Raw genomic sequence first — 11895 nt, 5'->3', positions numbered from 1 at the left:
CGTCCGAGGAGTCGGTCATGCCCGCGTCCGCCCGGCAACGTTGTCACGCAGTTCTCGCCGGACTCGTCACCCTCGCCACCGCCGCCGTCGTGTCCCTCGCCGCGCCCGGCCCCGCCTTCGCGGCCGGCACCTGGACCGAGACCGGCTCCGACCGCGCCGACCCGCTGACCGAGAGCCAGGGGCTGGCCTCGGTGGAGGTCCCGGCGAACAGCCCGAACCACTACACCGGCATCGGCACCATTCCGCTCGGCGTCTCCAGCCGCGGCTGGAACCACGTCGGCGACCCCGACGCCTCGTACCAGGGCTACTACATCGAGCCCTACCAGCAGGACTCCGGCAACTCGAAGATGTTCCGCGTCCAGTCGCCCGGCGGCGCCTGGTCGGAGTACGTCCACACGCTGAGCCCCGGCGAGGCCCTGAACAACTCCTGGGACGCGATCTCGCCCGACGGCCAGTGGATGCTGTCCGGCGAATGGGGCACGATGAACCGGCTGCTCGTCTTCCCGACCCCGGGCGAGAACCCGAGCACCTCACCCTCCGCGAACCTGCCGCAGGTCGCGAACGTGAACCTGGACCACGCCGTGCGCGACGTGCAGGGCTGCGACTTCTCCGGCCCGACGACCCTGCTGTGCTCCTCCGACGACCCGGACGGCAGCCTCTTCGGCATGACCAAGCCGCTGCTCCAGATCGACCTGTCGGCCCCGCCGAACGGCTCGGGCGACGTCTCCGGTCATGTCACGGCCCTGCGCCCGCTGCCGCTGCGCAGCTCGTGCTCGGGCACGTTCGAGGCGGAGGGCATCGACTACGACCGGCGCACCGGCATCCTGCGGGTGATCGTCATGTCCCCGGGCTTCTGCATCCTCACCGACAGCAAGACGTACAAGTTCTCCCTCGGCTGAGGTGTGCTCATCGGCCCCCGGTGCTTTCCTGAAGGGTGGACGCGGTTCGGCGGGGTACCCCGTTCCACCGCAGCGCGGCCACGAAAGGAGCGATCAATGGCGAACAGGGAGCGGTCGCATCCGGAAACCGTCATGGTGGAGATCAGCGGATGCTCCAAGGAGGACGCCCGTCTCGTCTTCGAGGCGCTGAGTTCCTGCTTCGCGTCCGACCGGGGCGCCGACGAGGTGCCCCAGCAGCTCCACGAGACCCGCCCCATGGTGTGGCTCGGGTCGTACGACGTCGCGGACGCCCATCGGCCGGGCTGTCCGCCGGTCCACCTGGACGCCTCCGTGCAGGCGGACGTCCAGGGCGGCTACTGGGCCGTGGACCGGTTCCGCGACACCCTCAACTCGATGTTCACCGTCCACGAGACGTGCACGGCCTCCGGCGACCAGGAGAGGGACCTCCACCTCCGCCTGGAGAGCCGCTGACCGGTACCGCCCGTCACGACGCCCCGGCCGGCCCCGCGCCGCCCGGGGCGTCGCTCGTGTCCGCCCGCGCCCGACGGTTGTGCAACTAGTTGCATAAACGGGGTCGCGTCCTCTACAACAGGAGGCGACGACACCGCGCACGGAGGGCCCCATGAGCCGTTACCCGCATCTGACGACCCCGCTCGACCTGGGCTTCACCACGCTGCCCAACCGCGTGCTCATGGGCTCCATGCACGTCGGCCTGGAGGAGGCCGAGCGTGGGTTCGAGCGGATGGCGGCGTTCTACGCGGCCCGCGCCCGCGGAGGTGTCGGGCTCATCGTCACCGGCGGCATCGCGCCCAACGACGAGGGCCGGCCCTACGAGGGCGGCGCCAGGCTGACCACCGAGGCGGAGGCCGAGCAGCACAGGGCCGTCACCGAGGCGGTACATCAGGCGGGCGGCCGGATCGCGATGCAGATCCTGCACTTCGGGCGCTACGCCTACCACAAGGACCTCGTCGCACCGAGCGCCCTGCAGGCGCCGATCAGCCCCTTCGTGCCGCGCGAACTCACCGACGCCGAGGTCGAGCGGACCATCGACGACTACGCCCGCGCCGCCCGCCTCGCCCAGCGCGCCGGCTACGACGGCGTCGAGATCATGGGCTCCGAGGGCTACCTCGTCAACGAGTTCATCGCCGCCCCGACCAACCGGCGCGAGGACCGGTGGGGCGGCTCGTACGAGAACCGCATGCGCTTCCCTGTCGAGATCGTCCGGCGGGTGCGCGAGGCTGTCGGCCCCGACTTCATCCTGATCTACCGGCTCTCCATGCTGGACCTGGTCCCGGGCGGCTCCTCCCTCGACGAGGTCGTCACCCTCGCCAAGGCCGTCGAGGCCGCCGGGGCGACCATCATCAACACCGGGATCGGCTGGCACGAGGCCCGGATCCCCACCATCGCCACCTCCGTGCCGCGCGGTGCCTACACCTGGGTCACCAAGAAGCTCATGGGCGAGGTCTCCGTACCCCTGGTGACCACCAACCGCATCAACACCCCGGAGCTCGCGGAGGAGCTGCTGGCCGGCGGGTACGCGGACATGGTGTCCATGGCCCGGCCGATGCTCGCCGACCCCGACTTCGTCGCCAAGGCCGCCGCCGGCACGCCGGAGGCCATCAACACCTGCATCGGCTGCAACCAGGCCTGCCTCGACCACACCTTCAGCGGGCAGATCACCTCCTGCCTGGTCAACCCGCGCGCCTGCCACGAGACCGAGCTGGTGCTCTCGCCGACGCGGCTCAGGAAGCGCGTCGCCGTCGTCGGCGCCGGCCCGGCCGGGCTCGCCTGCGCCGTCAGCGCCGCCGAACGCGGCCACGCCGTCACGCTGTTCGACGCCGCGAGCGAGGTCGGCGGGCAGCTCAACGTCGCCCGCAGGGTCCCCGGCAAGCAGGAGTTCGACGAGACGCTGCGCTACTTCCGCCACCAGCTCGACGCCCACGGCGTCGACGTACGCCTCGGCGCGTGGGTGACGGCCGAGGACCTGGCGGACTACGACGAGGTGGTCGTCGCCACCGGCGTCAGCCCGCGCACCCCCGACATCCCGGGCATCGACCACCCCCGCGTCGTCGGCTACCTCGACGTGCTGCAGGGTGGCGCCCCGGTGGGCGACCGGGTCGCGGTCCTCGGGGCCGGCGGCATCGGCTTCGACGTCGCCGAGTACCTCACCGACGGCGGCGACAAGGCGAGCGAGGACCCCGGGACGTACTTCCGCAACTGGGGCGTCGACATGGAGTACCGGGCGCCGGGCGGCCTCGCCGCGCCGCAGCGGCCGGCCCCGCCCCGCCAGGTCCACCTGCTCCAGCGCAAGACCACCAAGGTCGGCGCCGGGCTCGGCAAGACCACCGGCTGGATCCACCGCACCGAGCTGAAGCACCGCGGGGTCACCATGGTGCCGGGCGTGCGCTACGACCGGATCGACGACGCCGGCCTGCACATCACCGTCGGCGAGGAGAGCACGGTCCTGGAGGTCGACACCGTGGTGCTGTGCACCGGCCAGGAGCCGCGCCGTGAGCTGTACGAGGCACTGGTCGCCGCCGGGCGCAGCGCGCACCTGATCGGCGGCGCGGACGTCGCGGCCGAGCTGGACGCCAAGCGCGCCATCAAGCAGGGCACCGAGCTGGCAGCGGCGCTGTAGGGACGCCGCGCCGGTACCTAGGATGAGCCCATGTCACTCCCGCACGCGATCCTCACCGCCCTGCTGGAAAAGCCGTCGTCGGGACTGGAGCTGACCCGCCGGTTCGACAAGTCGATCGGCTACTTCTGGTCCGCGACGCACCAGCAGATCTATCGCGAGCTCGGGAAGCTGGAGGCCGAGGGCTTCATCCGCACGCTGCCGGCCGAGCAGCCGGCCCGCGGGCAGCGCAAGAGCTACGAGGTGCTGCCCGCCGGCCGCGCGGAGCTGGAGCGCTGGACCGCCGCCGCCCAGGAACCCAAGCCGCTGCGGGACACGCTCCTGCTGCGGCTGCGCGCGGCTGCGGTGGTCGGCACCGGCGGCCTGGGCGCGGACCTGGAGCGCCATCTGGAGCTGCACCGGCGGCAGTTGGCCGAGTACCAGGAGATCGAGAAGCGCGACTTCCCGCCGGACCGGGACGCCCCGCAGGACCGGCTGCGCCATCTGGTCCTGCGGGCGGGCATCGACCTGGAGACCTTCTGGACGCAGTGGCTCACCCACGCCCTCGCGGAGTTCGCCGAGCTGCCCGGGGCCGACTGAGCGGCGCTCAGAGCCGGTACGGCTTGGAGCGGCGGCGCAGGAACCAGCCGGTGGCGACGACGCCCGCGCCGACCAGCGCCGCGCCGATGCCCAGCGTAAGCGTGCCGTAGTCGCGGGCGGCACCGCCGAGGCCGCCCATCACGCCCCGCGAGGGTGCCGTCGTGGTGGCCGGACGGGCCGTCGGCACCCGGCCGGTGCCCGGCGCCTGGCCGGTGCCGGAGGAGACCACCACCGACTGGGTGCCCGCCGTGGTGCCGCTGGAGCAGACCACGACCACGGTGTACGTCCCCGGGCTCACCCCGGTCCAGCCCGCGGACTGGCTGACGGTGGTGCCCGCGAGCGCGGCCTGCCGGCCCTGGGAGAAGTTCGCCTGCCGGCTGGTGAGCAGCGCCGCGCTGCCCCAGCTCCCGTTGATCTGCGTGCACGCGCTGGTGACCACGGAGACGGTGGAGCCGGTGGTGCTGACCGAGATGCCGGACTGGGCGGCGGACGGCGAGGCGAGTGCGGCCGAGAGCGCGGCGGCGGCCGCCAGGATCAGACCGGAGCGCTGCGGGAGTCTGGAGTTGAGCATGGGCTGGCCTCCGACGGCACGGTTGGCGGTACGTCCCATGCGCCGCCGAGGTCGGGAAACGTCCGTGCTGCCTCGGCAGCCAGCCAACGACGCCCCGGGCGCCGCCGCATGCGGAGGCGCCCGCCCGGGTGAAGGATTCCTTCAGCCGGAGCACGAGGCGCGGAGTGCGGGGTACGTCGCCCGGCCCGCGGGGGGCGTCCGTCAGCCACCCGTGGTGACCGTCCGCTCCGCCGACCAGCCGCCCCAGGTGCCGTCCGGCAGCCGGGCCCGCAGCCGTACCCGGTGTTCCTCGCCGGCGGCCCGGCCCACGTAGAAGCTGTGGTGCGCCCGGCCGCGCGGCGGGGTGCCGCCCCACACCAGCGAGGTGGTGGCGGTGCGGTCGAGGCCGATCAGGTACTCGGTGATCACCCCGTCCGTGCGCGGGGGATCCCAGGACAGGTCGACGTAGTAGGCACCGCCGGCCCGGTGGGTGGCGGCGGTGAAGCCGGTGGGCGCGGTGCCGAGGCCGTCGTCGGTGCCCGCGGTGGTGAGGCGGAGCGGGGCGCCGGCGGGGGAGAGGTTGTCGGCGGCGTCCCGGGCCCGCACGGTGAACACGTAACGGGTCCCGGGCCGCAGCCCGGTGACCACGGCCGCGGTCTGGTCCCCGCCGACGCTGTGGATCTTCACTCCGCCCTGGCAGACGTCGTACGACAGCACGCCCCGGTCGTCCCGGGAGGCGCTCCAGGACAGCTCGACGGCGCGGCTGCCGAGGACGCGCCCGGTGGGCGTTCCGGGGCGGGTCGGCGCCGAGCGGTCGGCCGCCGTCAGGGCGGGGGTCCGGGCCCGTACCGGCCGGCTCGGCGGGCCGAGCCGGCCGTCGGTGTCCCGGGCCCGCACGGTGAAGGCGTACCCGGTGGACGGCCTGAGCCCGACGACGTCCACCATGCGCAGCGAACCCGGCACATCCTGGACCTTGGCGGTGCCGCGGTACACCTCGTAGGCGCGGATGCCGGGGCCGTCGGCGACCGCGTTCCACATCACGTGCACGGTCGTGGCGCTGCCCGCCCGTGCGGTCACACCCGTCGGAGCGCCCGGTGCCCGGCCGTCGTCCCCGGCGGCCCGGCCCCAGCCGCAGGACGCGACCAGCAGCAGGGCCCCGCAGACCGGTACCAGCGGAAGGGGAACGCGTCGCACGGTGCTGCCTCCCCGGATCGGTGACGGCCTCGGCGGCACAGCAAAGGTCCGGACCAATATGGCCCGACCGGCGCTCCCGCGGCAAGGGGCCGATGGTGACCATGTGGGGAAGTTACGTATGCTGAGTGCTCCTACGGCTGAACTACCCGGAAAGACACGGGAGTTCATGCCCCTGGCGCGGACACGCTGTCGTCGCAGGACCCGCGCCGACGCGGGCGGCCGGGGGTCCGGGGCGCAGTCGGACCGGGCCCCCGGCCCCCGACGTCCCCCGTTGCCCTTTTCCGGGCTCCGGCTCCCCTCCATCGGGCCCGTTGTCCCCTTACGGAGTGTCAGGGGCGTGCTCCATCCGGCCCCTTCGGGGCGGCCTCGGTAGCCGCTCGGCCGAGTCGGCACCACAGTGAGCGGAATGTCCCCCTTGTCCCCAATGAGAGGTTCCCTCATCGTGCGTGTGCGTGTCCCGTCGCTGACGCTGGCCGCGGCCGGCGCCGCCCTGCTCGCCCCCGCAACGCTCCCCGACCCCGCCGCGGCCGTCCCGCCCCGGCAGGGAGTCGTGGCACCCAAAGAGGGATCCGTCACCGCCGCGGACCTGCTGGCACGGGTCGGCACCTGCACCCAGATCTCCCACGGCCGGTACCGCACCGACGCCGACAGCCCCGCCACCGTGCCCGTCTGCGGCACCAGGAACGCCGTCTTCTGGAAGGCCGACCTGGACATCGACTGCGACGGCCGGGTCACCACCCACTGCAACAGCGGCACCGACCCGCTGTTCGCCTCCGCCACCGCCTTCCAGCAGTCCGACGGCCGCATGCTGAACGCCGAGACCCTGCCCTACGTCGTCGTACCGACCCCGGGGGCCATCTGGGACTACCGCGCGGACGGGGTGAAGGGAGGTTCCGTCGCCGCCGTCGTCTACCAGGACCGGGTGCAGTACGCGGTCGTCGGCGACACCGGCCCGCAGGACCTCATCGGCGAGGCCTCCTACGCCACCGCCCAGGGCCTCGGCATCCGCCCCGGGCCCATCGACGGCGGCGTGCCCTCCGGCGTCACCTACATCGTCTTCAAGAACTCGACCGTCGATCCGCTGGAGGACCATGCGGCCGCGGTGGCGACGGGGGAGCGGCTGGCCAGGGAGTTCGTGACGAGCACGGACAAGCGGCCGGCCACCCCGGACGAACCGGAGGACCCCGACGCCCCCGACGCGCCCGACGACCCTCAGACCTTGCGGTAGCCGTACGCCTCGGTCGCGGCGGCCTCCACCGCGGCCAGGTCCGCCCCGGCGGACGCGGTGACCACCGCGGCCACCGCGCCCTCCAGGAACGGGGCGTCCACCAGGCGCGTGTTGCCGGGCAGTTCGTCGCCCTCGGCGAGCAGCGCCTTCACCGTGAGCACGGCGCTGCCGAGGTCGGTGAGCACCGCCACCCCGGCACCCCGGTCGACCGAGGCCGCGGCGGCGGAGATCAGCTCGGCGCTGGTACCGAGCCCGCCGCCCTCCGTGCCGCCCGCCGGGGCCACCGGCACCGCCGTGGCCCCGCCCGCCAGCCCCTTGGCCAGCTCGGCGACCGAGGCCGCCACCTCCGCGCTGTGCGACACCAGCACGATCCCGACCAGCTTCTCCTCACTCACGTCAGCCCTCCGCCGCGTCGACGAGCGCGGCGATCAGCAGCGCCGACGAGGTCGCCCCGGGATCCTGGTGACCGATGCTGCGCTCGCCGAGATAGCTCGCCCGGCCCTTGCGGGCCAGCAGCGGAGTGGTGGCGACCGCGCCCTCCTCGGCCGCGGCCCGTCCGGCCTCGAAACCGTTCGCGAGCGCGTCCACCGCGGGCAGCAGGGCGTCGATCATGGTCTTGTCGCCGGCTGCCGCCCCGCCGAGCGCCATCACACCCTCCACGCCCGCCCGCAGCGCCTCGGCCAGCTGAGCCTCGCTGACCTCGGCGTCCTCGCCGAGCGCCTTGCCGGCCCGGCGCAGCAGGGTGCCGTACAGCGGTCCCGACGCGCCGCCCACCGTCGAGATCAGCTGCCGTCCGGCGAGGGTCAGGACGGCCCCCGGGGTGTCCGGCGCCTCCTTCTCCAGGGAGGCCCGCACGGCGGTGAACCCGCGTTGCAGGTTGCTGCCGTGATCCGCGTCCCCGATGGCCGAGTCGAGGGCGGTGAGCCGTCCCGCCTCGCGTTCCACGGACGCGGCGGTCGCCGTCATCCAACGGCGGAAGAAGTCGGCGTCGAGCACTGGACCTCCATGCGTGGTAGGGGTGTCGGGCACAGCCTCCGCCGTATCACATCCCCCAGCGCAGCGCAGGGGTCTTCACCGGCGCGTCCCACAGCCGCAGCAGTTCCTCGTCGACCTGGCACAGCGTCACCGAGGCGCCCGCCATGTCGAGCGAGGTGACGTAGTTGCCGACGAGGGTGCGGGCCACGGCGACCCCGCGCTGGGACAGCACCCGCTGCACCTCGGCGTTGAAGCCGAACAGCTCCAGGAGCGGGGTGGCGCCCATGCCGTTGACCAGCACGAGCACGGGGTTGCGCGGGGGCATGTCCTCCAGGATCGCGTGCACCGCGAAGTCGGCGATCTCCCCGGAGGTCATCATCGGCCGCCGCTCCCGGCCGGGCTCGCCGTGGATGCCGATGCCCAACTCCAGTTCGCCGTCGGGCAGGTCGAAGGTGGGGGTGCCCTTCGCGGGGGTCGTGCAGGCGCTGAGCGCCACGCCGAAGCTGCGTGAGTTCTCGTTCACCTGCCGGCCGACCGCCTCCACGCGCTCCAGGGGCTGCCCCTCGGCCGCCGCGGCGCCCGCGATCTTCTCCACGAACAGCGTCGCCCCGGTGCCGCGCCGCCCGGCCGTGTACAGGCTGTCGGTGACGGCCACGTCGTCGTTCACCAGCACCTTGGCGACCTGGATGCCCTCGTCCTCGGCCAGTTCCGCCGCCATGTCGAAGTTGAGCACGTCACCGGTGTAGTTCTTCACGACGAACAGCACACCCGCGCCGCTGTCCACCGCGGCCGCGGCACGCGCCATCTGGTCCGGCACCGGGGAGGTGAACACCTCGCCCGGACAGGCCGCGGCCAGCATGCCGTGACCGACGAACCCGCCGTGCAGCGGCTCGTGCCCCGACCCGCCACCCGAGACCAGCGCGACCTGCCCGGACACCGGGGCGTCCCGGCGGACGATCACCCGGTTCTCCACGTCCACGTTGAGATCGGGATACGCCGCCGCCATCCCGCGCAGCGCGTCCGCCACGACGGTCTCCGGCACGTTGATCAGCATTTTCATGCCTATCTCCTAGGAAAGTTAGCAGGTGGGTCCTTGACCGGCGTTCTTCCTGTTCAGAGGGGGTACGACGAGTGGGCGACCCGATCGGCCGGCCGCGGCCGGGAGCGAGGTGCGGCGGTACTGCCGCCGTCCGGACGGCGACACGGCTGACGGGTCATCGGATCCCCCCGGGGCACCTTTGGGGCGGACGGAGTCTCGCTCCTCAGTATCGGCCTTGCGGCACCGAAGGTCATCTGCGCCGGGGGGCCGGATATGCGCCGGACGGACCGCCGGCCGGCGCCAGGGCCGCCGGCCACGCCTTCCTCAGCCGGTCCACGGCCGCCTGTCTTCCACACCGGCACCCAGCGGGTCCTGGACACCGCGGGCCGGGTCGAGCGCTTCGAACGGCGCTGCGGCCGCAGTGGGGCGAACGGTGAACTCCGGCCGGACGCGGCTGCCGGTCGCGATCGTCGCCGGCCCGCGCGCCGACGCCCGCCGGAGCGCCGTGGCGGAGATCGTGCGCACGGTCTCCGGCGTGATGGCGCAGCACCACGACCTGACACGCGCCGCGGAGGGCGCCGTGCGCCTGCAGAGTGCCGGCCGACGATTCAACGGAGCGACGCGCATCATCAGTCCGTGAGACGGCCGCCGTGGCGCCAACAGCCTTGATCCGCAGGACTCTTTCGAGGAGGCCAGGGGCATCACGGCGCCGGGTCGACCGGATCGACCGGATCGGCCGGGTCGGTCGGGGAACGTTCGGCGGACCGGAGGAGGCGGTCCGCGAGGGCGCGGACGTGGTCGCGCAGGGCGGACGGTTCCTCGATCACGAAGGGCCGGTCGATCCAGGCGAACAGTGAAGGCACCCAGTCCAGTTGCTCGGCCTGGAGCCGCACCCTGACCCAGGGCCCGCTGCCCGCCGGCGCGTCGGCCGGCAGGTCCTCCGGTGCGACCGGGTCCACGACCGCCAGGCCCGGCGGCACGCGCCGCTCGACGTGCGCACGGTCGGCCCGCACGAGCACCCGGACGGCATACCGGCGCGGCGCCGTCGCGAGGGAGTCGAGAAGCCGCTCACCGGGGTCGCGCTCGTCGGGGAGGTCGAACGTCTGCGGCAGGAGCGCGGCCCTCTCCACCCGATCCAGGCGGAACGTCCGGTCCCCGCCACCGGCGAGGTCCGGGCCGGTCACGTACCAGCGTCCCGCGTGGGCGGCCATGGCGTACGGATGGACGGTCCTCTCGCCGACCCGTCCGTCGCCGGAGCGGTACGTGAAGGCCACCGCCCGCCGCTCCCGGGCGGCTTGCGCGAAGAGCAGCAGCACGTCGGTCTCCGGCACGGCGCCCGACTGCCTCGGCGCGGTGAAGCCCGCGGTCTCCAGCAGCGCCGCCAGTCGTACGCCGAGCCGTGCGGGCAGCACCCGCCGTACTTTCGCCGCGGCGCTCCGGGTGGCCGCGGCCGACGCCGGGACCGGACCGGAACGCTCGGCGGCCAGCAGGCCCAGGAGCACCGAGAGCGCCTCCTCGTCGGTCAGCATCAGCGGCGGCATGCGGAAACCGGGGGCCAGCCGGAAGCCGCCGTACCGGCCGCGCTCGGACCGTACGGGCACGTCGAGGTCCATGAGGTGCCCGACGTAACGGCGCACGGTGCGCTCGTCCACGTCGAGCCGGCCGGCGAGTTCTCCGGCGGTGTGTGTGCCGCCGGCCTGCAGGATCTCCAGCAGCGCCAGCACGCGAGAGGTCGGTCGGGCCATGCTCGCAAGGATTCCACGGATACAGGGCGGATTCTGTCCGGTATCACCGCTAGCGTCCTCGGCACGGACTGAAAGGGAGAAGGACATGAAGCTCGTCTCGGTACGGATCATCACCGCCGATGTGGGACGCCTCGTCGATTTCTACGAACGGGTGACAGGGGTGCGCGCGGTGTGGAGCGGCGAACTGTTCGCCGAGATCGGAACACCCGTCGGCACCCTGGCCATAGGCAGCGACAAGACCGTGCCGCTGTTCGCCGCGGACAGCGCGGAGCCGGCGGCCAACCGCAGCGCCATCGTCGAGTTCATCGTCGACGACGTCGACGCGGACTACGCCCGCCTGCGGGACGGGCTCACCGATGTGGTGACCGAGCCCAAGGACATGCCGTGGGGCAACCGCGCGCTGCTCTTCCGCGACCCCGACGGCAACCTGGTCAACCTGTTCACCCCGGTCACCGAGCAGGCCCGCGCGAGGTTCGGCGTCTGACTCCGCTCCGCGGCCCCCGGCCCGTCGCCGTGCCGGGGACCGAGGCACCGAACGCCGGTGGACCGGCCGCGGCAGGGGACCGCGGGCCGGTCCCGCATCGGTACGGCCGTCAGGGGGAACTCGGTGCGGACACGGAGGCCGCCGACCGTCGGAGGAGGTGCCGTTGCCGTGGACGACTGGGAGATGTGGGAGATGCACGACGAGATACGGCTGTCGCCGGGTGAGCGCCTCGCGCTGCTGGAGATAGAGGCGCGACTGAGGCAGGACCGGCGGTTCGCGCGCCGCATGGGCGGAGCGCGCCGGGAGGTCTGGCTGCCGGTGGGAGTGCTGCTGCTTGCCGTCGCGTCGGCGTTCGCCGCCGTCATGGGCATCCGTACCTCGGATCCCGCGCTGCTGTGGTGCTTCGCGCTGCTGTGGCCGCTGACCCTCTTCCAGGCGTTCCGCCTGCTGTGCCGGACGACCCGGCACCGGGCCGGGGCCGCCGAACGGGTGGCTCCCTGGCTGTGAGCATCCGCCGGGCCCAGCGGACCTGTCTGCGCCCGCCGGCCGTCACGGCCGACGGGCGCA

The 11895-nt window shown here is 73.4% G+C and carries 14 protein-coding genes and 1 pseudogene; 9 read left to right on the top strand and 6 right to left on the bottom strand.

All coding sequences use genetic code 11. From position 1 onward, the window contains the following. Positions 1–17 precede the first annotated feature (17 nt). The 4 genes from ACZ7FF_RS21450 to ACZ7FF_RS21435 all read left to right on the top strand — a co-directional run bounded on the left by ACZ7FF_RS21450 (position 18) and on the right by ACZ7FF_RS21435 (position 4113). Complete coding sequence (locus tag ACZ7FF_RS21450) at positions 18–899, top strand: hypothetical protein (RefSeq protein WP_470813833.1); 882 nt, start codon at positions 18–20, stop codon at positions 897–899. A gap of 96 nt (positions 900–995) precedes the next feature. Continuing rightward, the gene (locus tag ACZ7FF_RS21445; protein ID WP_470813832.1) at positions 996–1370 is read left to right on the top strand and encodes a hypothetical protein; all 375 of its coding nucleotides are present in this window, start codon (positions 996–998) and stop codon (positions 1368–1370) included. Positions 1371–1521: 151 nt separating this feature from the next. Beyond that, positions 1522–3537 carry an NADPH-dependent 2,4-dienoyl-CoA reductase gene (locus tag ACZ7FF_RS21440; RefSeq protein ID WP_470813831.1) on the top strand — a complete coding sequence of 672 codons (2016 nt, stop codon included), beginning with the start codon at positions 1522–1524 and terminating at the stop codon, positions 3535–3537. 30 nt (positions 3538–3567) lie between these two features. Then, entirely contained in the window at positions 3568–4113 is a 546-nt protein-coding gene (locus ACZ7FF_RS21435) for a PadR family transcriptional regulator (RefSeq protein ID WP_470813830.1), read from the top strand. Positions 4114–4120: 7 nt separating this feature from the next. Here the strand turns inward: ACZ7FF_RS21435 and ACZ7FF_RS21430 are convergent, their stop codons facing one another. Together ACZ7FF_RS21430 and ACZ7FF_RS21425 are read right to left on the bottom strand one after the other, a co-directional pair. Next, positions 4121–4684 carry a hypothetical protein gene (locus ACZ7FF_RS21430; RefSeq protein ID WP_470813829.1) on the bottom strand — a complete coding sequence of 188 codons (564 nt, stop codon included), beginning with the start codon at positions 4682–4684 and terminating at the stop codon, positions 4121–4123. A gap of 201 nt (positions 4685–4885) precedes the next feature. Then, positions 4886–5857, bottom strand: a complete 972-nt coding sequence (locus ACZ7FF_RS21425) for a fibronectin type III domain-containing protein (protein WP_470813828.1) — start codon at positions 5855–5857, stop codon at positions 4886–4888. Between the two features lie 448 nt (positions 5858–6305). On the opposite strand from ACZ7FF_RS21425, the gene ACZ7FF_RS21420 reads away from it, so the two are divergent. Further along, entirely contained in the window at positions 6306–7085 is a 780-nt protein-coding gene (locus ACZ7FF_RS21420) for a glycoside hydrolase family 75 protein (RefSeq protein ID WP_470813958.1), read from the top strand. Here ACZ7FF_RS21420 and ACZ7FF_RS21415 read toward each other — a convergent pair. Genes ACZ7FF_RS21415 through dhaK form a run of 3 tightly spaced genes read right to left on the bottom strand, consistent with a single transcriptional unit; the run spans position 7070 to position 9120 of the window. Further along, positions 7070–7480: a PTS-dependent dihydroxyacetone kinase phosphotransferase subunit DhaM gene (locus tag ACZ7FF_RS21415; protein ID WP_470813827.1), complete on the bottom strand. Its 411-nt coding sequence runs from the start codon at positions 7478–7480 to the stop codon at positions 7070–7072. The genes ACZ7FF_RS21420 and ACZ7FF_RS21415 overlap by 16 nt on opposite strands. Before the next feature lies 1 nt (position 7481). After that, positions 7482–8081 (bottom strand): dihydroxyacetone kinase subunit DhaL, encoded by a 600-nt coding sequence (dhaL, locus tag ACZ7FF_RS21410; RefSeq protein WP_470813826.1) that lies wholly within the window; start codon positions 8079–8081, stop codon positions 7482–7484. A gap of 46 nt (positions 8082–8127) precedes the next feature. After that, on the bottom strand, positions 8128–9120 hold the full coding sequence (gene dhaK / locus ACZ7FF_RS21405; RefSeq protein WP_470813825.1) for a dihydroxyacetone kinase subunit DhaK: 993 nt from the start codon (positions 9118–9120) through the stop codon (positions 8128–8130). Between the two features lie 327 nt (positions 9121–9447). On the opposite strand from dhaK, the pseudogene ACZ7FF_RS21400 reads away from it, so the two are divergent. Both ACZ7FF_RS21400 and ACZ7FF_RS21395 read left to right on the top strand, forming a co-directional pair. Next, positions 9448–9528: pseudogene (locus ACZ7FF_RS21400) on the top strand (50S ribosomal protein L31); the annotation flags it as partial. 4 nt (positions 9529–9532) lie between these two features. After that, a complete protein-coding gene (locus ACZ7FF_RS21395; protein ID WP_470813961.1) occupies positions 9533–9739 on the top strand; it encodes a hypothetical protein in 207 nt (68 codons plus the stop codon). A gap of 61 nt (positions 9740–9800) precedes the next feature. Here ACZ7FF_RS21395 and ACZ7FF_RS21390 read toward each other — a convergent pair whose 3' ends face one another. Further along, a complete protein-coding gene (locus tag ACZ7FF_RS21390; protein WP_470813824.1) occupies positions 9801–10844 on the bottom strand; it encodes a helix-turn-helix transcriptional regulator in 1044 nt (347 codons plus the stop codon). A gap of 85 nt (positions 10845–10929) precedes the next feature. Between ACZ7FF_RS21390 and ACZ7FF_RS21385 the strand changes: the two genes are divergently transcribed. Together ACZ7FF_RS21385 and ACZ7FF_RS21380 are read left to right on the top strand one after the other, a co-directional pair. Beyond that, positions 10930–11328, top strand: coding sequence for a VOC family protein (locus tag ACZ7FF_RS21385; protein WP_470813823.1), 399 nt, complete (start codon positions 10930–10932; stop codon positions 11326–11328). Between the two features lie 168 nt (positions 11329–11496). After that, complete coding sequence (locus tag ACZ7FF_RS21380; protein WP_470813822.1) at positions 11497–11835, top strand: DUF3040 domain-containing protein; 339 nt, start codon at positions 11497–11499, stop codon at positions 11833–11835. Positions 11836–11895 lie beyond the last annotated feature (60 nt).

The sequence above is a fragment of the Streptomyces sp. NPDC037126 genome (assembly GCF_055605965.1).
The sequence above is the reverse complement of the archived record's forward strand: the minus strand, read 5'-3'. Positions and strand labels throughout refer to the sequence as shown.

Coding starts and splice junctions, on each gene's coding strand:
- ACZ7FF_RS21450 (WP_470813833.1), top strand. CDS start 18: ATGCCCGCGTCCGCCCGGCAACGTTGTCACGCAGTTCTCGCCGGACTC.
- ACZ7FF_RS21445 (WP_470813832.1), top strand. CDS start 996: ATGGCGAACAGGGAGCGGTCGCATCCGGAAACCGTCATGGTGGAGATC.
- ACZ7FF_RS21440 (WP_470813831.1), top strand. CDS start 1,522: ATGAGCCGTTACCCGCATCTGACGACCCCGCTCGACCTGGGCTTCACC.
- ACZ7FF_RS21435 (WP_470813830.1), top strand. CDS start 3,568: ATGTCACTCCCGCACGCGATCCTCACCGCCCTGCTGGAAAAGCCGTCG.
- ACZ7FF_RS21430 (WP_470813829.1), bottom strand. CDS start 4,684: ATGCTCAACTCCAGACTCCCGCAGCGCTCCGGTCTGATCCTGGCGGCC.
- dhaK (WP_470813825.1), bottom strand. CDS start 9,120: ATGAAAATGCTGATCAACGTGCCGGAGACCGTCGTGGCGGACGCGCTG.
- ACZ7FF_RS21390 (WP_470813824.1), bottom strand. CDS start 10,844: ATGGCCCGACCGACCTCTCGCGTGCTGGCGCTGCTGGAGATCCTGCAG.
- ACZ7FF_RS21385 (WP_470813823.1), top strand. CDS start 10,930: ATGAAGCTCGTCTCGGTACGGATCATCACCGCCGATGTGGGACGCCTC.